The sequence below is a fragment of the Leyella lascolaii genome (assembly GCF_900079775.1).
Lineage (GTDB): Bacteria > Bacteroidota > Bacteroidia > Bacteroidales > Bacteroidaceae > Prevotella > Prevotella lascolaii.
Map to the genome: position 1 here is coordinate 45,585 of NZ_LT556036.1, position 22,209 is coordinate 67,793.

At 52.2% G+C, this 22,209-nt stretch carries 12 protein-coding genes; 6 read left to right on the forward strand and 6 right to left on the reverse strand.

Going from position 1 to position 22,209, the window contains the following annotated elements:
• Window positions 1-38 precede the first annotated feature (38 nt).
• Complete coding sequence (locus tag BN4609_RS03350) at window positions 39-1,031, forward strand: M20/M25/M40 family metallo-hydrolase (protein WP_241033180.1); 993 nt, start codon at window positions 39-41, stop codon at window positions 1,029-1,031.
• A 171-nt stretch (window positions 1,032-1,202) separates the two neighbouring features.
• Here the strand turns inward: BN4609_RS03350 and BN4609_RS03355 are convergent, their stop codons facing one another.
• The 4 genes from BN4609_RS03355 to BN4609_RS03370 form a co-directional block, all read right to left on the reverse strand.
• Complete coding sequence (locus BN4609_RS03355; protein WP_021992302.1) at window positions 1,203-1,778, reverse strand: chromate transporter; 576 nt, start codon at window positions 1,776-1,778, stop codon at window positions 1,203-1,205.
• Complete coding sequence (locus BN4609_RS03360; protein WP_068855290.1) at window positions 1,775-2,320, reverse strand: chromate transporter; 546 nt, start codon at window positions 2,318-2,320, stop codon at window positions 1,775-1,777. The genes BN4609_RS03355 and BN4609_RS03360 overlap by 4 nt, the downstream gene beginning before the upstream one ends.
• Window positions 2,321-2,508: 188 nt before the next feature.
• Window positions 2,509-6,438, reverse strand: a complete 3,930-nt coding sequence (purL, locus tag BN4609_RS03365) for a phosphoribosylformylglycinamidine synthase (protein ID WP_241033181.1) — start codon at window positions 6,436-6,438, stop codon at window positions 2,509-2,511.
• 823 nt (window positions 6,439-7,261) lie between these two features.
• Complete coding sequence (locus BN4609_RS03370) at window positions 7,262-8,752, reverse strand: family 43 glycosylhydrolase (protein ID WP_068855291.1); 1,491 nt, start codon at window positions 8,750-8,752, stop codon at window positions 7,262-7,264.
• A 561-nt stretch (window positions 8,753-9,313) separates the two neighbouring features.
• On the opposite strand from BN4609_RS03370, the gene BN4609_RS03375 reads away from it, so the two are divergent.
• From BN4609_RS03375 to BN4609_RS03390, 4 genes are all read left to right on the forward strand, one after another.
• A complete protein-coding gene (locus BN4609_RS03375; protein ID WP_068855292.1) occupies window positions 9,314-12,919 on the forward strand; it encodes a beta-sandwich domain-containing protein in 3,606 nt (1,201 codons plus the stop codon).
• Between the two features lie 228 nt (window positions 12,920-13,147).
• Window positions 13,148-14,023, forward strand: coding sequence for an OmpA/MotB family protein (locus BN4609_RS03380; RefSeq protein ID WP_021992309.1), 876 nt, complete (start codon window positions 13,148-13,150; stop codon window positions 14,021-14,023).
• A gap of 204 nt (window positions 14,024-14,227) precedes the next feature.
• Window positions 14,228-15,547 carry a nucleobase:cation symporter-2 family protein gene (locus BN4609_RS03385; protein WP_068855293.1) on the forward strand — a complete coding sequence of 440 codons (1,320 nt, stop codon included), beginning with the start codon at window positions 14,228-14,230 and terminating at the stop codon, window positions 15,545-15,547.
• A gap of 15 nt (window positions 15,548-15,562) precedes the next feature.
• Window positions 15,563-16,504: a DMT family transporter gene (locus tag BN4609_RS03390; protein ID WP_068855294.1), complete on the forward strand. Its 942-nt coding sequence runs from the start codon at window positions 15,563-15,565 to the stop codon at window positions 16,502-16,504.
• Between the two features lie 20 nt (window positions 16,505-16,524).
• Here BN4609_RS03390 and BN4609_RS03395 read toward each other — a convergent pair whose 3' ends face one another.
• Complete coding sequence (locus BN4609_RS03395) at window positions 16,525-17,559, reverse strand: porin (RefSeq protein ID WP_394806071.1); 1,035 nt, start codon at window positions 17,557-17,559, stop codon at window positions 16,525-16,527.
• A gap of 665 nt (window positions 17,560-18,224) precedes the next feature.
• On the opposite strand from BN4609_RS03395, the gene BN4609_RS03400 reads away from it, so the two are divergent.
• Complete coding sequence (locus tag BN4609_RS03400) at window positions 18,225-21,080, forward strand: hypothetical protein (protein WP_164071562.1); 2,856 nt, start codon at window positions 18,225-18,227, stop codon at window positions 21,078-21,080.
• An 861-nt stretch (window positions 21,081-21,941) separates the two neighbouring features.
• On the opposite strand, the gene BN4609_RS16400 is transcribed toward BN4609_RS03400, so the two are convergent.
• Window positions 21,942-22,079, reverse strand: a complete 138-nt coding sequence (locus BN4609_RS16400) for a hypothetical protein (protein WP_164071563.1) — start codon at window positions 22,077-22,079, stop codon at window positions 21,942-21,944.
• Between the last annotated feature and the right edge of the window lie 130 nt (window positions 22,080-22,209).

Genomic DNA, 22,209 nt, shown 5'->3' on the forward strand with positions numbered 1-22,209 from the left:
GTGCGTCAGGTAATCGTTTGTTATAAAATGAAAAGTATATGATAAAGAAGTTATTGTTGATATTCTGTGTTGCAGCGACCGTGTTTCCGCTTGCTGCCGACGCCTCCGCTCCTTACCCGAACAGCCCGAAGAAGGTGAGGGCGGCTAAGGAAACGGCGATGAACACAATCACGGTGGAGGCGGCGAGAGCGCATATCGGTTTTCTCGCCTCCGACTGTCTGTATGGCAGGAAGACCGGAAGCGACTGGGCGAGCGTTGCCGCCGCGTACATCGAGTCGATGCTGCGGCAGTACGGAATAAGCCCTCTCGGCTCCTCATACAGCCATCCTTTCGATGTGACGGTGAGACTCAGGGAGCGCAACGACTCGGTGAGAGTGGCGATGAAAAACGTTCTCGGGATGATAGAAGGGCGCAATCCGGACGAGTATGTGGTTGTAGGAGCACACTTCGATCATCTTGGTGTGGGCGCGAAGGTTGACGGTGACTCCATCTACAACGGTGCCGACGACAACGCCTCTGGCGTAAGTGCGGTGCTGCAGATAGCCCGCGCGTTTGCGGAAAGCGGCATACAGCCTGAGCGGAATGTCATTTTCGCATTCTGGGACGGTGAGGAAGCCGGTCTGTACGGTTCACGCCACTTTGTCAGTACATGCGCTTTCCTCGACAAGATAAAGGCATATCTCAATTTCGACATGATAGGACGTAACAACAAGCCCGACCGTCCGCGCCACACGGTGTACTTCTACAGCGACACCAAACCCGCCTTCGGAGAATGGCTGAGGCACGACATCGCAGAGTACGGACTGCGCCTCGAGCCAGACTACCGGCCGTCGGACAAGTCCATCGGAGGCAGTGACAACGTGTCGTTCGCAAGGAAGGACATTCCTATAATATGGTATCACACCGACGGCCATCCCGATTATCACAAGCCGGGAGACGAAGCCCTGCGCATCAACTACGACAAGGTGATGAACATAACACGCGCCGCGTTCCTCAATCTTTGGAACCTTGCCAACGCGGAAGACTATTGACGGTATGCCGTAACGTGGTGTCTTTCATGCCTGTAAAATATGAACCTCCCGCTGCGTAAAGGCGTTCCGCAGCGGGAGGTTCACATTATTAATATATATAGGCAGCCTCACCTCACCATGATACAGATTGTCCTGTATCCGGTTTTTACTGCCGCCAGTTTGCCGGACGTCTCAGTAGAGCAGCATCAGACCCGCGAACGCCGCCCAGCCAATCATCTTTATAGGGTTTATCCTCATCACTTTCGTGCCCACATACGTAGCCACGAACAGCCAGACACTTATCCAGAACTGCCACGGATTCTCCTCAACGGAGGAGAAGTTCTCCTTTGTCATGAGCAGCAGAGCAGCCGCTCCGAGCAGTCCTACCACCGCCGGGCGCAGTCCGCTGAACACGTCCTGCACCGGTTGCGTGTGCATATACTTCAGAAAAATCCGGCATATGAGTATCATGAGAATGAGCGACGGCAGCACAAGTGCGAACGTCGCGGTTGCGCTTCCCAGCACAGCCATGGTCTCGTTGAAGCCAGCGTTGTGCACGGCAGTGTACCCGCAGTATGTCGCCGAGTTTATTCCGATAGGTCCCGGAGTCATCTGGCTTATGGCGACAATGTTTGTAAACTCCGCCGAAGTGAGCCACTGATGCCTCACCACGGTCTCCGTCTGTATGAGCGACAGCATTCCGTATCCCCCTCCGAATCCGAAGAGACCTATCTGGAAGAATGTTATGAAGAGTTCTAAGAATATCATTCCGTTGGTTTTAACAGTTTTCCGTAGAGATAGCCGCCTAATCCTGCGGCGATGATTATGAATATGGGATTCACCCCGATCTGCCATATGAGCAGCGCGCTTACTATCGGAATCCAGCAGTTTGTTATCGTTATGCCAGCGCTTTTTGCCAGACTGAACGTGGGAGCGGCTATGAGTGCCACCACAGCCGGTCTGATGCCGCGGAATATGGCTTCCACAGTGGTGTTGTCCTCAAAGCGTTTGAAGAACATCGCAATGAGCAGGATGATGAGGAACGACGGCAGAGCCGTGCCCAGACAAGTGCACAGCGCGCCTCTCAGCTTGCGCAGCTTGTAGCCTATGAATATGCTAACGTTTATGGCAAACACTCCCGGACAGCTCTGCGCTATGGCTATGAGGTCGAGAAACTCCTCCTTTTCTATCCATTTGTATTTGTCCACCACCTCTGCCTCTATTATCGGAATCATGGCGTATCCGCCCCCGAGTGTGAAGGCGCCAATCTTGAAGAACGTCTTGAAAGACTGTATATAAATGTTTGCCATGTGCGGGAATTTGATTCTGTGTTGTCTTTTGCGCTGTGCGTGAAAATGTCTTCGCCTTGGCGCAAAAAGCCCTTCCTGTGTGTTTATGTGACGCTTTTGTGTTCAATACATGAAACAGGAGCGCGGCAAGCCCGTTTGTGTCCGGGCGTGGCTCGCGCTTTCCTGTCTTCTTGTCTTATGTAGAATTATCAGTGCTTCTCTATCCATTTGCGTGCGTTTACGAACGCCTCTATCCACGGTGTCACCTCGTCGCCAGCGCGATCGGCAGGATACCATGCGTTCTGCCACGGGAAGATGGCGCGCTCCAAGTGCGGCATCATCGCCACGTGGCGTCCGTCAGCCGAGCAGATGCCGGCAACGTTGTAGTCTGACCCGTTCGGGTTTGCCGGATAGTCGCCGTAGCTGTACTTCGCCACGATGTTGTATCTGTCTTCCGACTCGGGCAGAGAGAACTTCCCTTCTCCGTGAGCCACCCATATGCCGAGTTTGCTTCCGGCGAGCGATGAGAACATCACGCTGTTGTTCTGCGGTATGTCCAGACCGAGGAACGCGCTCTCAAACTTGTGCGAGTCGTTGTGAAGCATGTGTGCGCGGCTTGTGTGCTCAGGGTTGATAAGGTTGAGCTCCACCATCAGCTGGCATCCGTTGCATATGCCGAGCGACAGAGTGTCCTCCCTCGCATAGAACCTGTCGAGAGCCTCCTTTGCCTTCGGGTTGAAGAGGAACGCGCCCGCCCATCCCTTGGCAGAGCCGAGAACGTCGGAGTTGGAGAATCCTCCGCAGAACACTATCATGCTGATGTCCTCCAGTGTCTCGCGCCCGCTGATGAGGTCGGTCATCATCACGTCCTTCACGTCGAAGCCTGCCAGATAGAGCGAGTAAGCCATCTCTCGCTCGCCGTTGGTTCCCTTCTCGCGTATGATGGCAGCCTTTATGCCCGAGCGTCCGCGCCTGTCGGCAGACAATCCGTAGCTCTGGAGTGTGCCTTTGAAGCTGTCGTTGAACTTCATCTCAATCGGCTGGCTGCTGTAGTTGGCGAACCTTTGCTCCGCATATCCGTTGAAACTCTGGTCGCGGTCGAGCAGATAGGATGTGGTATACCATACCTTGCGCAGCGCGTCGATGTCGAATGTATGTTCGAACGCACCCTTCTTTACGACTATGGTGCGCTCCTTCGGTGTGGGATAGCCTATCTTGGCGTAGCCTATACCCTCGTCTTCCATGAATCTGGCGAACTCCTCCTTATGCTTGTCAGACACCTGTATGACCACTCCCGGGTTCTCCGAGAAGAGTAGTTTCACCATGTCGTCGTCCTGTATGTCGTGCAGGTTGATGTGCATTCCGCCCTTTGTGTTGGCGAAACACATCTCGAGCAGGGTGGTGATGAGACCTCCCGCGCTGATGTCGTGACCTGCCATTATCCAGCCTTTGCCTATCATCTGCTGCACAGCCCCGAAGCAGTCGGCGAAGTATTCCGGGTTTTTCACTGTCGGAACATCATCGCCCACCTTGCCCATTGTCTGTGCGAAGGCACTTCCTCCGAGCCGTTGCTTGTCGAAGGAGAAGTCGATGTGATAGAACGACGAGTTCTTGTCGTTCACAGCCACGGGCGACACCACCTTGCGTATGTCGCTCACCTCTCCTCCCGCGCTCACGATGACTGTACCCGGAGAGATGATTTTCTCGCCGCCTGGATACTGCTGTGTCATCGACAGGGAGTCTTTTCCTGTTGGCACATTCACCTGAAGCGCGATGCAGAAGTCGCTCAGTGCGCTTACGGCAGAGTAGAGACGGGCGTCCTCACCCTTCTGTGAGCGGCAGGGCCACATCCAGTTGGCGGAGAGAGACACGCTCTTCATACCGTCGCTGAGCGGCGCCCACACGATGTTGGTGAGAGCCTCTGCCACAGAGAGCACGCTGCCTGCCTCTGGCGAAGCGAGCCCTGCCTGCGGCGCATGTCCCAGAGCCGTGGCGATGCCTTTGCGTCCGCGATAGTCGAGAGCCACCACTCCGCAGTCGCTCAACGGCAGTTGCAGCTGTCCCTGACACTGCTGGCGGGCGATCTTTCCGGTTACGGAGCGGTCCACCTTGTTGGTGAGCCAGTCCTTGCAAGCCACCGCCTCGAGCTGCAGCACGTTGCTCACATACTCGTCGAGCATCTCCGGCTGTTTGGTCACATCGCAGTAGTCAGCGTCCGCATAGTGCCGTTCCACAGTCTCGTCCCTCATTATTGTCTTCGGCGAGTGGCCGAACATCTGTGCCACGTCGAGGTCGAACGGTCGCACGCCGTCGCCCTGCACGAATGAGAAGTGCGCGTCGCCTGTCGTCTCGCCCACCACATAGAGCGGCGCGCGCTCGCGCTCGGCGATGCGCCGTACATGGTCGATGTGCTTCTCGTCGATGAGCAGTCCCATTCGCTCCTGGCTCTCGTTTGCTATTATCTCCTTCGCCGAGAGCGTCTTGTCGCCTATCGGCAGCTTTGTCATGTCAATCTCTCCGCCGCACTCCTCTACAAGTTCTGACAGGCAGTTGAGGTGTCCTGCCGAGCCGTGGTCGTGTATGCTGACAACCGGATTTGTGTCTTCCTCGCACAAGGCACGCACAAGATTGTAGGCACGCTTCTGCATTTCGGGGTTGGCACGTTGCACAGCGTTGAGCTCTATGCCGTTTGAATAGCGTCCGGTGTCTACCGACGACACCGAGCCTCCGCCCAGACCGATGCGGTAGTTGTCGCCTCCCACCACTACGACCTTATTCCCTTTCTGCGGCTCTTTCTTCAGGCAGTCGCGCCGTGTGCCGTATCCCACGCCTCCGGCGAGCATTATCACCTTGTCGTAGGCATACTTCTCCTCACCCTCCTTGTGCTCGAAGGTGAGCACTGAACCGCAGATGAGCGGTTGTCCGAACTTGTTTCCGAAGTCGCTCGCACCGTTGGACGCCTTTATGAGAATCTGCTCCGGAGTCTGGTAGAGCCACTTGCGTACGGGCAGGATTGATTCCCAGAGGAAGCCCCTCCCAGCCTCCCCGGTGGGGAGGGGAGAAGAGGGCTGAGGGGAGGGGGCGGTATTATCCGCAACCGATTGTCTTGTCTCTGCCTTCGATTTATTTATTTCATCATTGCCTGCAACGTTATTATCCGAAGCTACGGACTTTGTATCGTCAGATAAGTTGTTGGTTCCGCCAGTCTCGCAAGCCTCGCATCCCCTCCCCACCGGGGAGGTCGGGATGGGCTTCAGTCTCGGATACGCCGTCATATACACCGCTGTTCCCGCAATGGGCCATGAGCCGGTGCCGCCTCCCATACGGTCGCGTATCTCTCCTCCCGTGCCTGTCGCCGCTCCGTTGAAGGGCTCCACGGTTGTCGGGAAGTTGTGAGTCTCAGCCTTGAGCGATATCACGCTCTCGATGTCCTTCACCCGGAAGTAGTCGGATGTGGACTGGTCCTCGGGTGCGAACTGTTCGACCACCGGTCCCTCGGCGAACGCCACGTTGTCCTTGTAAGCCGACAGAATCTTGTTGGGGTTCTCCTGTGTCGTCCTCTTTATCATGGCGAAGAGGCTCGACTCCATCTCTTTGCCGTCGATGATGAATGTCCCTCCGAATATCTTATGGCGGCAATGCTCCGAGTTTATCTGCGCGAATCCGAATATCTCAGAGTCGGTCAGCGGTCTGCCGAGCTGCTTTTCAATCTTGTGGAGATACTCCATCTCCTCCGGCGAGAGAGCCAGTCCCTCCTGCTCGTTGTATTCCTCAAGATTCTCCACGTGCCTTATGGGCTCCGGTTTGCGGTTCACTGTGAACACGTTCTGGTCGAGTCCGTTGTACATGCGTTGCAGCATCGGGTCGTGCTCCGAGTCCTCGTTCTCAACGGGGAAGAACTCCTCAATACGCGAAATGCCGTGAAGATTCATGTTCTGTGTAATCTCTACGGCATTCGTACTCCATGGTGTGATCATCTCGCGGCGCGGTCCCACGAAATAGCCTTCCACCTTTTCGCTCCCGATGAGTGCGGCGTCACCGTAGAGCCAACTAAGTTCGTTGATTTCGTCTTTACTGAGCTGATGGTCAACGTCTGTCGCTATCACGCTCTGCTGTGAAGTCTTGAAAAAGAGAATCATGATTTATAATGTTTTGTATTGTTTTGTTCTGAGCTTTCGCGCCGTGCGTCCGCCGCAGCGGTGAGTGCGGGATGATGTGCCGCGGCGGCATCGTGCGATTGGGTAATCGGGTGCCGCAGCATATCTTTTGCAAAGATATTGCAAGCGAGTGGAAAGAAAGCTGGCTTTCAATTTCCCGAGTGCAGCATATCTTCTGCAAAGATACACCAATTTTCTGATATTCGTTTCAAATCACCGCTCATATATTTCAATAATGTGTCTGCGGGTCTCATAATATATGATACATGTTTATGTATAAATATGCAATGCCGGTGCCGCACGTGTATATTTATTCATCACCAACCCCGCGAGAATGCCTCTGAAAGTCAGGAAAAACTTTTCGCCGCCATATACGCGCGTATTTCGCGTTTAAGGTAAGGCTCTGATATACAGCATGTTTACCGGAACGGTGATTCGGGAGACACCATACCGCCATGCCGAAGAGCCCGTTCGGGAGTGCGGAAAAGCCTTTCCAGCATCATGAAAAAGGCTTTCCGAGGGTGTGGAACAGTCCCTTCCGCACCGCCTCCGTGTGGAAGCAAAATACGGAAACGGGGTTTTCCGGCTGCGAATTATGATATATATCACGTTTTATATATCCGTTCGCACAAATCCGCGTGCAAACATCCATGTTCCGGTACTGTCCGTTCCGGCATGCGTCACTTTCTTTTGCAAATTCCCGCTGTAAATATTTTTTACTTTCATAATTGCATAAATATGCATTCGCACACACGATGCGTTGCCGCCGTCACGGCACAGCGGACAGCGGCTTGCGCCACAGCCGTCATCGCTTAGAGGCGTCGCCTGTTATCGGGCACACCTTTATGTTCTCGAACCTCAGCTTTCCGTTGCGTGCGAAGAAGCACAGCTGGGAGCCCTTCTTTTCCGGAAGACGATTGACGATGCATCTCCTGTTGTCCACGCATACGTCTATTATGTCGCCTTTCATCACTATTGTGAGCTTCATGGGTTTGTCGAGTCCGGTGACGGCGGAGATGGAAGAGTCGTGCAGGCGTACTGTGCGGTTGTCGCTGTTGAATGACAGTTTATAGCTGTTTATGCCTTTGTCCTCTGAGCGCAGGAACATGCCGAACTCCTCGTAGTTGCCTTCCGGAATGACGTCGAGCGTTACTACGCAGTTGTATGGCACTCCCGTGGCATGCGCTCCGCATATGTCGCCGCGCGCGTCCACGCTGATGCTGCCCGGCGAGGAGACCGTCGCGCCGTCGGTGGGAGTGAGGGTGAGGCTTAGCGGAGAGTCTGTTTGCGGCATCACCTCTTCAGGCAGTCGGGTGGCGAGGTCGCCGTTGTCGAGCTGCAGAGCCTCACGCAGCACGACGCAGCCACCGAAGAGCTCGCCTCCCGAGTCGGTGTTGCCGTTGCGGCTCGGCACCCATCCCGCCACTATGCGGCGTCCGTCTGTGAAGGCGGCTGTCTTAGCCACGTTGACCCACTGTTCGAGCAGAGCCTGCGATTCTGGATACTCCCACGGACCGTAAGGCGAGCGCGACTTGAGATAGTAGGTGTCTCCCGCCTGTCCGTAGACGAGATAATACCAGCCGTTCCACTCAAAGTAGTCGGGACATTCGGGCACGTGTATTGTTCCGGAGAGCACCGGCTCACCCACCTGCCATGTCTTCAGGTCGGTGGATGTCATGTGTACCAGACAACCTTTTCCCTCGTTTATCGTCGCCTCATTCTTCTCGCTGGACACGAAAAGATGGAAAGTGCCTTCGCTGTCTATGGTAGCCTTCGGGTCGCGGAAGTTGCGTGTGCTGTAGCCCGGGGCTGATGTGTAGAACGGGTTGGGCTTTTGCTTGGTGAAGGATAGCGCGTCGCTGCTCACGGCATAGCTCAGTTGCTCTGCCACGTTGTTGCCGTCTGTGAGCAGTCGTGTGGCATAGAAGGCATAGAACTTGTCTCCGTCGCTCACCACAGAGCCTGTGCAGATGGACTTCTCCCAGTCTTCGTCTATGCCGATGGCTATGGGGTGGTGGGTCCATGTCTTCAGGTCGCGCGTGGTGCTGACACACCACTGGTGTCCTCCGAGACCGTTGAGCGAGCCGTGATGCCCCTCGTCGAGGAGCCAGTAGAGATAGAACGTGCCGCCGTGGAAGAACGGAATGCAGTCGCCTACGAACTGGTTTCCTCCGGCAGGGGTGAAATACTGCATCTCTCCGGGTTGCACGGAGGGGTCGTATTTTGCCGGTCCCTGCGCCTGCGCTGTCGACAGTGAGACGGCGGCAAGCATTGAAATGATGATGTTTTTTCTCATATGCGGTATGTGTTATGATTGTTGAGTGTAGGTTTTTATCGGTTCTTCGTCCGTTGTCACGGCATATTCGCCGTGGTGATACGGTTTGGGCGAAGCTGTGAACAAATATAATAATAAAAAGGAATAAATGTATGATGTATCGCTGTAAAATGTGTATAATAGGGCAGCAAAAGTATGGTATAATGTAAAAGAAAGTATTATATATGTGTAGGACAATCGGTATGACAGGACTGGGCGGAATATTTGACGATGTGGCGGTAATCGGACGAAGGAGGCTTTCGGCGGCAATGCCGGCACCATTGTTTTAATATGAACAGATGTATAAATTTTGTTAATGTTTTGAATTTTGCTCCCCGATTTTTTATTTTTTTCATTCCAAGGTTGTTATTATAAATAAAGGAAATGGTGAAAACAGAGATATCTGTGTATCTTTGTAGAAGATAAGCTGCACTCGGGAAACTGAAAGCACGCTTTTTTTCCGCTCGTTTGCATTATCCTCACACCTGACCGGCTTGATGGAATGTACATATTTTAACCTAATTATATTCAATAATAACTGTTATGCATAAAAAAATCTTATTGATGGCTCTTGCCTCCTGCATGACGCTCGGCACTGTGTCGGCTCAGGACAGCGGCGGCAAGAAGATGAAAGCCTACATGGTGGCTGACGCCCATCTGGACACTCAGTGGAACTGGGACATACAGACCACCATCAAGCATTATGTATGGAACACCATAAACCAGAACCTTTATCTGCTCGACAACTACCCGGACTATGTGTTCAACTTTGAAGGTGCGGTGAAATACTCGTGGATGAAGGAGTACTATCCGTTGCAGTACGAGAAGATGAAGAAGTATGTAGCCAACGGACGGTGGCATCTTACGGGAAGCGGCTGGGACGCCAACGAGACGGTGATCGTGTCGCCCGAGTCGTGGCTGCGCAACATCCTGCTGGGTCAGAGTTTCTATCGCAGCGAGTTCGGCAAGGAAAGCACCGACGTGTTCCTGCCCGACTGCTTCGGCTTCAGCTATTTCATACCTACGCTTGCAAGCCATTGCGGACTCATCGGCTTCTCCACACAGAAGCTCGGATGGAGAAACCATGCCTTCTATGAGGGCGGAAAGAAATATCCGTTCACCATCGGACTGTGGCAGGGTATAGACGGAAGCCGCATCATGATGACGCACGGATTCGGCTACGGCGAGAGATTCCCCGACGCCGACATGTCGCACAGCAAGAGGCTGATGAAGGAAATAGCCGAGAGCCCGCTCAACATGGTATACCGCTATTACGGTACGGGCGACACGGGCGGCTCGCCCAATCTGGCATCGGTGAGAGGTCTGGAAAAAGGAATAAAGGGCGACGGTCCGATAGAGATAATAAGCGCGACGAGCGACCAGATATACAAGGACTTCCTGCCTTACGAGAATCATCCCGAGCTGCCGGTGCATGACGGAGAGCTCTTCATGGACGTTCACGGCACGGGATGCTACACCTCTCAGGCTGCCATGAAGCTTTACAACCGCCAGAACGAGAACCTCGGCGACGCAGCCGAGCGTGCCTCCGTGGTTGCCGAATGGCTCGGACAGGGTGCCTATCCGTTGCGCGACCTCACCGAAAGCTGGAAGCGCGTGCTCCTGCATCAGTTCCATGACGACCTTCCCGGAACAAGTATACCGCGTGCGTATGAGTTCTCATGGAACGACGAGCTTATCTCGCTGCAGCGTTTCTCAAACAACCTCACGACTGCGGTGAGCGGTGTGGCAAACCGCATGAACACCAACGTGTCGGGCACTCCGGTGGTGCTCTACAACACACAGGCATTCCCCGTGAGCGCGGTGACAAGCATCACTCTGCCCGACATGGCTGCTTCCTACAGTGTGACCGATGCCAAAGGGCGCAAGGTTGCGTCGCAGGTGGTGACCGACTCGAAGGGAAAGCGCAGTCTGCTCGTCGACGCGAGTGTGCCGTCTACGGGCTTCTCGGTGTACAGCGTGAAGGCTGGCGGAAAGGCTTCCGCGCCTGTAATCAAGTCTGCCAACATGATAGAGAACTCCGTATACAAGGTTACGCTTGACAAGATAGGCAACATCTCGTCGCTCATCGACAAACGTAACGGCAAGGAACTCGTGGCTGCCGGAAAGTCCATCGGACTCGTCATATTCGACGACTGCCGGTCGGAGGCATGGCCCGCATGGGAGATTCTGAAGCACACTGTGGACAAGGCTCCTGTCGACATAAAGGAAAACGTGAGCGTGACGATGGTAGAGAACGGTCCGCTCCGCAAGTCGCTGCGTGTCACAAAGAGCTATGGCGACACGAAGATAAACCAGTATATACGTCTGTATGAGGGAAGTCAGGCAGACCGCATCGACTTCTACAACGAGGTGGACTGGCGCTCGCTCAACGCGCTGCTGAAGGTTCAGTTCCCTCTCACCGTAAGCAATGAGAAGGCTACTTACGACATCGGACTCGGAAGTGTGGAGCGCGGAAACAACCGCGAGAACAGTTATGAGGTGTATTCTCATGAATGGACCGACCTGACCGACCGTTCGGGCAACTACGGCGTGACCGTGCTCAACGACTCAAAATACGGATGGGACAAGCCGGACGACAACACAATACGCCTGTCGCTCCTCTTCTCTCCGAAACCGGGAGGCGGATATGCTTATCAGGACCGTCAGGATCTGGGATATCATGAGTTCACTTACAGCATCGTGGGACATGAGGGACAGCTCGACAAGACAGAGACCGTGCAGATGGCTACAGCCTACAACAGTCCGATAAGGGCGTTCAAGTCGCCGAAGCATAAGGGTGACCTCGGACGTGAGTTCTCGTTCGTATCGTCAGACAACGACAACGTTGTTGTGCGCGCGCTGAAGAAGGCTGAGACCGGCGATGAGTATGTCGTGCGCGTTTATGAGACTGCCGGTAAGGAGGCTCAGAGCGCGAACCTCACTTTCGCCGCAGACATAGTGAAGGCTGTGGAGGCTGACGGTACGGAGAAAGAGACAGGTTCCGCATCGTTCAGCGGCAACAAGCTGAGCGTCAGCATAAAGCCGTTCAGCGTGAAGACCTATCGTCTCAAACTGAAGGACAACGTGTCGGAGAAAGCCGGTACATGCTTCGCTGACGCAAGAAGTCTGGAACTGCCGTTCAACAAGAACTGTTTCTCATACAACGAGTTCCGCGCAGCCGGCAACTTTGAGGGTGGCAACAGCTATGCGGCAGAACTTCTGCCTAAGGACGGACTCACCGTGGACGGAGTGCATTTCACATTCGGAGAAATGGATACAAACAACGGACTCGCATGCGACGGTGACACAATAAAGCTGCCGGCAGGCGGTAAATATAATAAGGTGTATCTGCTCGCGGCTTCTTCATCAGGCGACCGCAACGCCACATTCACTGTGGGCAAAACCCGCCAGACGGTGAACGTGCCTTATTATACAGGCTTCGTAGGACAGTGGGGACATGAGGGTCACACCAAGGGATACCTGAAAGATGCCGAGGTTGCCTATGTAGGCACACACAGCCACGCCGAATATGAGGACCGTGTATATGAGTTCACGTATATGTTCAAGTATGGTATTGACATTCCGGAGGGTGCTACCGAGATAATACTTCCGTCAGACAAGAACGTCGTTGTCTTCGCCGCAACGGCTGTGAACGAGAAGAACACCGTGAAGCCGGCAGGCAGACTGTTCTGTACGGCAAACAAGACCGACGGCTCGGAAACCGACGCCGTGCGCACGAACATTCTCAAGGGAGCGAAGGTGGTTGCCGTTTCAGGACAGGTGAACGATGATGAGGCTGCCGTGAAACTCGTGGACGGAGACGCCGACACCAAGTGGTGTGACACAGGAAAAGCTCCTAACTATGTGGCTTTCGACCTTGGAGAGGAGAAAGAATTCAGCGGTTGGAGAATACTGAACGCGGGAGCCGAGTCTTCAAATTACATCACACGCGCATGTCTGTTGCAGGTGCGCAACTCCCAGACAGAGGAGTGGCAGACCGTCGACATGATTGACGGCAACAGAAGCAACGACGTGAACCGCAGCATCAAGCCGGTAAAGGCACGCTATGTGCGGCTGTATGTCACGGGTCCGGCACAGGGCGTGAACGACAGCACGGTGCGCATTTACGAGCTTGAACTCTACAAATGAGCGGAACGCTGAAATGACATTCAGGGCGGCTGTCCGGCAGATATGCGCGGGACAGCCGCTTTTCTCATAACCTGTTAAGGATTAACTGAATATGTGCTAAAATAATGTTAAATTGCTAATTTGGTAGTTAAACAGTGTAAACTGTAAGCAACATTGTCATTATTAATACGTCTTATATGTAGCTTTACGACAAAAGTCTGATAACGAAATAACTAAACATTGATATTTATGAAAAGAACAAACGTAGCTATTTTGGCTGTCGCCGCCGGACTGATGCTCATGACCGGTTGTGCCAGCAAAAAGGATCTGGAGAACTGCCGCTTTGAGAACAAGGAACTGATGGGCAACTATCAGAGCACGAAAGACAAGCTGGCAGAAGCAAACGCGCAGCTTGCAGCGGCACAGACTCGCGTACAGTCGCTCGAAGATCAGCTCGAACGTCAGAACAAGGATTACGCAGCTCTGCAGCAGTCGCTTGACAAGAGCCTTACAAACGCAGGCTCTAACAATATCAATATCTCCAAGCTGGTGGATCAGATTAACGAGTCTAACCAGTATATACGCCATCTTGTGGAGGTGAAATCGAAGTCTGACTCGCTCAACCTCGTGCTTACCAACAATCTGACACGCTCCCTGAGCAAGGAGGAACTCAAGGAAGTGGACGTCCAGGTGCTCAAAGGCGTTGTCTACATATCGCTTGCCGACAACATGCTTTACAAGAGCGGAAGCTATGAGATAAACGACCGCGCGGCGGAGACATTGAGCAAAATCGCTAAGATTATAATGGACTACAAGGACTATGACGTGCTGATTGAGGGTAACACGGACAACGTTCCGGTGAACACTTCAAGCCCGCAGATGAAGAACATACGCAACAACTGGGACCTCTCTTGTCTGCGTGCGTCAAGCGTAGTGCAGTATCTGCAGAACAATTACGGCGTCAATCCTAAGAGACTTACGGCAGGCGGACGCGGCGAATACAACCCGCTCACTGACAACTCTACCGAAGTGGGCAAGCAGCGCAACCGCCGTACGCAGATCATCATAACTCCGAAGCTTGACCAGTTTATGGATCTCATAGACAAAGCTCCGGAAGGAGAATAAGATTTATGGTTTGTTCCATTTAGGTGAAAAAATTGAACAGGAAGACCAGAATTATTTTCAATTAGGTATTAGGTATTATTGTAAGCTTTAAGGTAGCGCGCTTTCGTGAGAAAGCGCGTTTTTTTTATCTATGCGGCACGTGCTTTCTTGTGTTACAATGTTTTTTGTTAATTTTGCCGGTCAAATGATATATATATCGTGAATATGGGAAAAAACAGTGACATCATCTACGCGCTTAACGACAGACCGCCGCTCATCGAGACGCTCTTCGCTGCCATGCAGCACCTCCTGGCGATATTTGTGGCTATAATGACTCCGCCGCTCATCATCGCCTCACAACTCGGATTCGACCTTCACACCACGAGCTACATGGTGTCGATGGCTCTCTTCGCCTCGGGCGTGGCGACGTTCGTGCAGTGCCGCAGGTTCGGTGCCGTCGGCGCGGGACTGCTTTGCATCCAGGGCACGAGCTATTCGTTCATAGGTCCGGTGATAGCCGCGGGAATGGCGGGCGGTCCTGCCGTGATATTCGGAACGTGCATGGCAGCCTCGTTCATAGAGGTGATTGTGGGATGCATGCTGCGGTATGCGAGACGCATAATAACGCCGGTGGTGTCGGGCATAGTGGTGACGCTCATCGGACTGTGTCTCATCAAGGTGGGCGTGTCGGCTTGCGGAGGGGGCAACTCAGCCGTTGCCGACGGCACGTTCGGAAGCATGCGCAATCTGATGCTTGCCGGACTGGTGTTGCTTGTCATCGTTTTCTTCAACAGCTGCCGCAACCGCATGCTGCGCATGAGCTCTGTAGTGATAGGTCTTGTAGTGGGTTATGTGGTTGCGTGGGCTATGGGAATGATCGACTTCTCGGCGGCAGGCAGCTATTCGGGATTCTATCTTCCGCAGCCATTCAAGTATGGCATAGACTTCGACTGGTCGGCGTTCATCTCCCTGAGCATCATCTTCGTGATAACGGCGATAGAGGCTTACGGCGACATAACAGCCAACTCACTGATATCGGGAGAGCCTGTGGAGGGCAAGGTGTTCGACAAGCGTGTGTCCGGCGGAGTGGTGGCAAACGGTCTGACTTCATTTCTTGCCGCGGTGTTCAACTCTTTCCCCAATTCCATATTCGCCCAGAACAACGGCATGATACAGCTCACCGGTGTCGCCAGTCGGTATGTGGGATATTTCATCGCGCTGTTTCTTGTGCTGCTCGGACTATTCCCTGCCGTGAGCCTTGTGTTCTCGCTGATGCCCGAGCCGGTGCTCGGCGGAGCCACGCTGCTGATGTTCGGCACGGTGGCTACAGCCGGAATACGCATCATCGCGTCGCAGAAGATAGGGCGGAAAGAGGTGCTCGTCATGGCTGTCAGCTTTTCGCTCGGACTCAGTGTGGAGCTTGTGCCCGACATACTTTCAGGTCTGCCGCACGAGGTTGCGTCCATATTCTCTTCCGGCATCACCACCGGCGGTGTGGCAGCCATTCTCTCCAACTTGCTCATAAGAATAAAGAATCAGGATTGACACTATAAAAAGACCATGCAGTCTAAACTTAAAGGATATCTGTGCGGCATAGGAGCCGCCGTATGTTACGGCACCAATCCGTTGGGTGCGTTGTATCTTTATGAAGACGGAATAAACGCCAACTCGGTGCTGTTCTACAGGTTCGCGCTTGCTGTAGTGATGCTCGGCATGCTCATGGCGGCGCGGCGAAAGAGCCTGAAGGTAAGTAGGAGAGAGCTGTCCTTGCTTTGCGCGCTCGGAGTGGTGTTCTCCACGTCGTCCATAACGCTGTATTTCAGCTTCTGTTTCATGGATGCCGGCATAGCCTCCACGCTGCTTTTTGTCTATCCGGTGATGGTGGCTGTCATCATGGCGCTGCTGTTCAAGGAAAGGCTTCCAGCCGTATCGGTGTTCGCCATAATGCTTGCCCTTTCGGGCATAGCCATGCTTTATCATGGTGACGGAGGTGCGACGCTCAGCACAAGAGGCGTGATGCTCGTGATGTTCTCCTCGCTCAGCTATGCCGTCTACATAGTGGTGGTGAACAAGTCGCCGCTGCGCATGTCGTCGATGAAGCTCACTTTTTATGTGCTTTTCTTCGGTATGCTCACCGTTCTTACCAATTCTTTCATCACGGGTCTGCACATACAGATGCTCACCACGCCCCGCATGTGGTCGTGCGCGTTCATGCTCGCTCTTCTGCCCACGGTGTTTTCACTTGTGCTGATGACCATATCTGTGCATGAGACGGGCTCCACTCCTACAGCCGTGATGGGCGCTCTCGAGCCGCTCACGGCGGTGGTGATAGGCGTTGCGGTGTTCGGCGAACAGCTCACACCGCGTCTTGCTGCCGGGATAGTGCTCATACTGACTGCCGTAATAATGATAATTGCCGGAAAATCGCTGTTTCAGACAAGGATGTTCAGTGTGGTGAGCCATCTCGGACATGTCATATTCAAGACATGGAGGTGGAAATGACGGAAACGCGGAGTGTCGCGTCAGAACCGCGTCATGAACTCCACCACAATCTTGTCGCGTTCTGACGGTTTGGGTATGGCACCGTCGCGGTAGAAGTATTTCTCGTAGTTTATGCGTATGTCGCTTATGAACGGCTTGCTGAAACTCAGTGTAAGACCGCCCGTGAGGCGCGACCTGCGGTAGTCGTTGGTGATGAGCTTGCCCTCCGTGTCCTCCTCTCCGTCTTTGTAGCGCATGCCGTCGCTGTGGTCGGTCATGTAGTCGTAGCGCACCAGCGGAGTGATATATCTCAGCGCGCCCTTGCCCAGTCTGAAGTCATAGCTTGCGAAGGCGTTGAACGCATGCACGTTGTCGAAAGCCCCGTCGGCGTATGTCTTCAGCAGATATTCAGCCTCGACGTGCCATCCCCGGCTGTGATAGTAGGCTCCGGCGTCATACATCATCACGCTGATATGGTCGGGTCTTATCTTCTGAGTGCTCAGAGTGAGGTTGAATCCGTGCGGAAAGAACATCTGCGCCTTTGCCGAGAAGTTCACGTTGTTTGTCCAGAAATCCTTCTGGTTTGTCAGTCCGCTTCCGTTGAACATGCCCGCCTCAAGCTTTATGGGGAACCCTACATTGAAGTCGTAGCCCACAGCCGCACCCACGTCTCGCACGTTGCCCACCTGCTTGGCTATGAAAGAGCGGTTGGCGAAATACTGTTGATGCGGTGAGCGGTGGGCGTCGATGGTGAACGGCACACGCATCTGTCCGATGGTGAACTGCAACGATTTCACAGGCTTCAGCCTCGTATAGGCATCGAGCATCTTTATGGAGCCTTCGTCGCAAAGGTCTATCTCAGCCTTGTAAGATATTATCGGAGTTATGTTTCCGTCCACGCTTATGCGCGCGTTGCGCACCTGGAAGCGTCCCTTTCCCTCTTCGGTCTGATATTCATATTTGCCCCTTATTGTCCCGTGTATGTTCGGACGGTAGTCGGTAGTGGCTTTTTCCTGTGCCGTGATGCCCCCGGACGTCAGTGTTGCGAGTGCCGCAAGTGTCAGTGTCTTTATCAGTCTCATGTCTTGTCTGTTCTATATATATTATATAATAAGGTGTGGCTTATGTATTCTGCCGTTCTGTGTCTTTGTCCGTGATACGCGCAGCCGGATAGTCCCGATACTTGTCCCGTCTGCTACCGGCGGCGCATTCTCTGTCGCAAAGTTCATTGTTTTATTTTTCGTTCCTGTGTCACATATGTTACATCTGTGTTACATCATACGGAAACTCCCGCACTGCCTTTCCTCCTCCTTGGCTTTCCCTTATGCGTGGCGTGCGCAGCCCATGCCCATTTTCCCTGTTTTCCAATCCGAGTTACAGCCTCTGTCGGTTTCTCATCTGTCTCATTTGATATAACATGAAAATACGTCTTTAACAATTATTATATTAATAAATATGCATAACATAGATGCTGTTATACAAATATTTTATATATTTGCCGATGACTATTGAAGCAAATATAGAATAACTAATAACTTGACAGAGAAACCGATAACTGAAAAGACTGATGCATGATGAGGTGAGTCGGTTGCTTTCATTAAGATTATTAAGAAGCTTTATTTTCGTCTCTTTGTCATACTATTATAAAAAGACAATAACGGGTCAGCGTGAGTGACATGCAGGAACCTGTTTTCAGAATATTGTTGATTTATCAAATTATTAACTAAAACTAAAGCTAAGTATGAAAAAACAATTACTTATGTTGGGCTTGGGCTTGCTTGGTAGTGTTACCATGTCGGCTCAGTTGACGTCGCCGTTTACCGGTACGAGACCTGTGGCTGAGGTGGATGCGACAGCCGACTATTATCTTTACAATGTAAAGTCGGGCAAATGGCTGCAGAACAATGACGACAACATCTCAGCAACTCCGAATGACGGCTCACGCTGGACAACACGCGGTGAACTCGGAACAAGAGGTATGGACTGGGAGGTTACATGTAAATTGGTTGAGGGAGCAGATGCTATGTATCAGCTTAATCCTAAGTTCAGGCATAACAATAGTCTGAACTGGGATAATCTTTATCTTGATACCGGCGCGGCTTTGACGCAGTGGATAATAGAGCCTGCTGATGATGCGAATGTCCCCAATGCGGTAAGAATCTGTGCAAATGCCGGAGAATATCCTTATCTTTATGTAGGAGCGGACGGCTGGTTGGTTTCCGGACAGGATTATGATGGCGAAAACGACGTATGGCAGCTCGTAACAAGAGAAGAGCGTATAGAGTACATGAAGAAGCAGGCAGAGCTTAACGGCAGTGCTGACGCAACATGGCTCATCGGTTGTCCTCAGTTTGCCAATCAGGACAGCCGTATAGACAAGTGGATCATAGCTATCTCCGGCGACCAGCTGCCCGAAGGTCATTCAGGACCTGCAAAGGGCAATACGGGAGACGGAATGGTTAACTGTAACCGCGTATACGAGATGTGGAGCTCTTACTCTGCTTCCATCACACAGACTCTGAACGACATTCCTAACGGTACATATGGTATGACTCTGCAGGGATACTACCGCGAGGGCTCTGCTGACGACGTTAAGGACTGGGACGGAAACAGCCTCTTCGCTTACGACCTTTATAAGGATGGAAAAGAGAACCACTATGCCACTTACTTCGCAAACACAACCACCGCTCCTATGATTTCCATCTTCGAGGGTGCCAAGGATGCATACGAAAAGGGCTATGAGTATAACGCCAAGATGACCGATCCGGACTTCCTCGATCCTATCGAGAGCGGCAAGTGGGTGCCGAACAGCACCGACCAGGCTTCATGGGCACTGTTCCACGGCGCTTACTGGAACCCGGAAATCAAGACTTCTGTTGCCGGCGGTTCTCTCTCTATCGGTGTTAAGAAAGAACAGGGAGTGAACGACGACTGGATTATCGTGGACAACTTCAAGCTGACATACTACGGCTCTAAGATTGATATCGACCAGGTTAAGGAAACTCTCGCACAGGCTATAAAGGACGCTGAGGCTGTAACGGCACGTTCTACCGACGCAATCAACAAGATGTTCGACGAGGCTCTGGCTAACGGTAAGTCTGTTTATGAGACTTCTACAGACGCCACACAGATGGGTGAGGCTTCTACAGCCATCACAAACGCTATCCAGCTCATGAACGAGACCAGCACAAACGCTACATTCCTCAGACAGACGGTGGCTCTCTCTCAGAATGAGAAAGTGGAAGGCGACGCTATGACAGCCGCTACAGACGCTGTTGCCAACGCTGTGGCATCAGACGCCATCAACACTGCTCTCGACAACCTCCGTATGGCACGCCGTCTCAACGCTGCCGAGAAGCATGAGAATGTATTCAAGGGCAACGCTCCTGCTGCAGGCTCGTTCTATCTCTACAACGTAGGTCAGAAGCGTTTCTTCTGCGGTGGCGACGACTGGGGCGCACACGCAGCTGTAGGATTCCCGGGCATCATGGTTACTCTCGTAGAGACCGATCAGGCTAACACATTCGTTATAGACACACGTCTGAAGAACGGTGAAAATCAGCACTATCTGAACTACGGTGGCTATTGCGATACCGGTGCTCAGGATCCTTGGACATTCGTTCAGGTTAAGGAAGGTGTATACAACATCAAGCGCGGCAACCTCGAATCACTCAGTAAGGAGGAGGCAGCAAACAATAAGTATCTGCTTGGATTCCGTAAGGGAAGCTACTCCGCAGTAGACTCTAACGTGGCTGACGAAAATGGCGATGAGGACAACATGTGGATTCTCGTTTCTAAGGAAGACCGCGACGCTCTGCTCGAGGCTGCAACCGAGGAGAACCCTGTTGACGCTTCTTACGCCATCAAGATGCCTAACTTCAACCAGCGTGAGTATGAAATCAGCGGTGGTTGGGACAACCTGAGCGGTGAGGAGTATGCTTGGGAGCACACCAACGGTACAATCTACAACCGCGGATCGAATAACCACGACTTCGCTTTCGAGGCTTTCAACCAGGATCCTGTTGATATCTCTCAGACCATTTACGACCTGAAGCCCGGATATTACATCCTTTCAGTTCAGGGTTACTATCGCGACTGCACAGAGGTTGACTATACACAGGCTATCGCAGCCGGCGGTTATGAGCCGAAGCAGCTTGCAAATCTCTTTGCTTGGGATGCCAACATGAATCAGATCACAACTCCGCTTGTTACAATAGATCAGTATGCTAACTATGCTCCTGGCTACGGATGGAACAGCAACACTTCTGTAGGCTGGATTCCTAACAACCCGCAGCAGGCTACAAACTACTTCCAGGTAGGTGCTTACAAGAACAGTCTCCTTGTTCAGGTAGGTGATGACGGCGTGCTCACAATCGGTGTTCACAAAGAAGGTGGTGCTGAGAAAGACTGGGTATGTCTTGACAACTTCCGTCTGACTTACCTCGGTACACAGACTCCTACAGGCATCAATGGAGTGACAGACGACGCTGAGACTGTTAAGGACGGTAAGATTTACAACCTCCAGGGTGTTCAGGTGAAGAGTGCTACACAGCGTGGCATTTACATCCAGAACGGCAAGAAGTTCGTTGTGAAATAAGTTCGCAGTTACTTTATAACTAAATAAGAGAATCTCTCTCCGGCAAAAGGAGAGGGATTCTTTTTTTTGTCCCGGTACACCATTTCCACTTGCCGGCACTTCAGCATTGTCTGAGGATGTGTGCCGGTCGGTGTTTTCATGGTTTGCTTTATTGTTAACATTGTTTGCTTTATTGTTAACCCGAATAGGTAATTAGATTTCCATTCTTATCTCGCACTGTCGTCAGCATGCTGCTGCTGCGCTCTGCCGGACTGAATATTTATGCAATACCGAAGGTAAAAAATATTGACATTCTTTTTTCGCAAAATAGAAGCTGTGCTGGCGCGCGGACTCTCTATCTTGTCCGCTTTCCTTTCTTCTGCATGCTTTATGTTTTGTGTTTTCCTCCGTATCACTCCTCCATATTTCCCGGTCACGCCTGTTTTTCGGTGCCATGTTGCCTTGGTCTGCCTCTTCCTGTAATATTATTGCATAGCCGTAAAGCCTTTCCCGCCTTCCCATATGGGCTTTCCCGCGTGCTCAAATGGGCTTTCTCGCACTGTGGAAAAGCCTTTTCCATGTTACTGAAAATGCCCTCCGACGCTTTCTCTCCGGCAATATCTTGATATTCAGGAGGTTATGTTTTGTGCTTAAAAACTGCGTGTACGGAGGCAGAATGATTGCCGTCAGGTTTTGAACGATTCTCAGCGACTTTGCGCCGCATGAATATTCATTCTTTCATAATCATATTGCATGAATATGCGTTTTTATAATGTGTCTCCTCTTCGGCTTTTCCTCGGTTGGGCAGCCCGTTCTTTCCGATTCACCGTGGTCGGCTTGTCGTGTTGCTTGTTTTGTCTTATGACGCATTTGTTTCATTTTTCATTTCCGTTCACAGCCTGTCGTTTGTTTTACGGATGATTTGTTTCCATTTTCCGGCTTATTGCTGTTGAATGGTTGTCCTTTGCTTTTCTCCTCGTATGTTGGTGCTTTTATAATATAATAATGTGTCTTTTTCATATTTTAAGACTTTGTTTGTGAATATCTGTTAAAATCCATCTTAAAACGAAACTTTTTCTTCAAAAGATTTGGATTAAGCTGAAAAAGTGTATACCTTTGCATCCGCTTTCAGGAACGAAGTACTGAAGCG

Excerpts from the sequence above, each read along its gene's own strand:
- BN4609_RS03350 (WP_241033180.1), top strand. The coding sequence starts at position 39 with ATGATAAAGAAGTTATTGTTGATATTCTGTGTTGCAGCGACCGTGTTT.
- BN4609_RS03355 (WP_021992302.1), bottom strand. The coding sequence starts at position 1,778 with ATGATATTCTTAGAACTCTTCATAACATTCTTCCAGATAGGTCTCTTC.
- BN4609_RS03360 (WP_068855290.1), bottom strand. The coding sequence starts at position 2,320 with ATGGCAAACATTTATATACAGTCTTTCAAGACGTTCTTCAAGATTGGC.
- purL (WP_241033181.1), bottom strand. The coding sequence starts at position 6,438 with ATGATTCTCTTTTTCAAGACTTCACAGCAGAGCGTGATAGCGACAGAC.
- BN4609_RS03370 (WP_068855291.1), bottom strand. The coding sequence starts at position 8,752 with ATGAGAAAAAACATCATCATTTCAATGCTTGCCGCCGTCTCACTGTCG.
- BN4609_RS03375 (WP_068855292.1), top strand. The coding sequence starts at position 9,314 with ATGCATAAAAAAATCTTATTGATGGCTCTTGCCTCCTGCATGACGCTC.
- BN4609_RS03380 (WP_021992309.1), top strand. The coding sequence starts at position 13,148 with ATGAAAAGAACAAACGTAGCTATTTTGGCTGTCGCCGCCGGACTGATG.
- BN4609_RS03385 (WP_068855293.1), top strand. The coding sequence starts at position 14,228 with ATGGGAAAAAACAGTGACATCATCTACGCGCTTAACGACAGACCGCCG.
- BN4609_RS03390 (WP_068855294.1), top strand. The coding sequence starts at position 15,563 with ATGCAGTCTAAACTTAAAGGATATCTGTGCGGCATAGGAGCCGCCGTA.
- BN4609_RS03400 (WP_164071562.1), top strand. The coding sequence starts at position 18,225 with ATGAAAAAACAATTACTTATGTTGGGCTTGGGCTTGCTTGGTAGTGTT.
- BN4609_RS16400 (WP_164071563.1), bottom strand. The coding sequence starts at position 22,079 with ATGAAAAAGACACATTATTATATTATAAAAGCACCAACATACGAGGAG.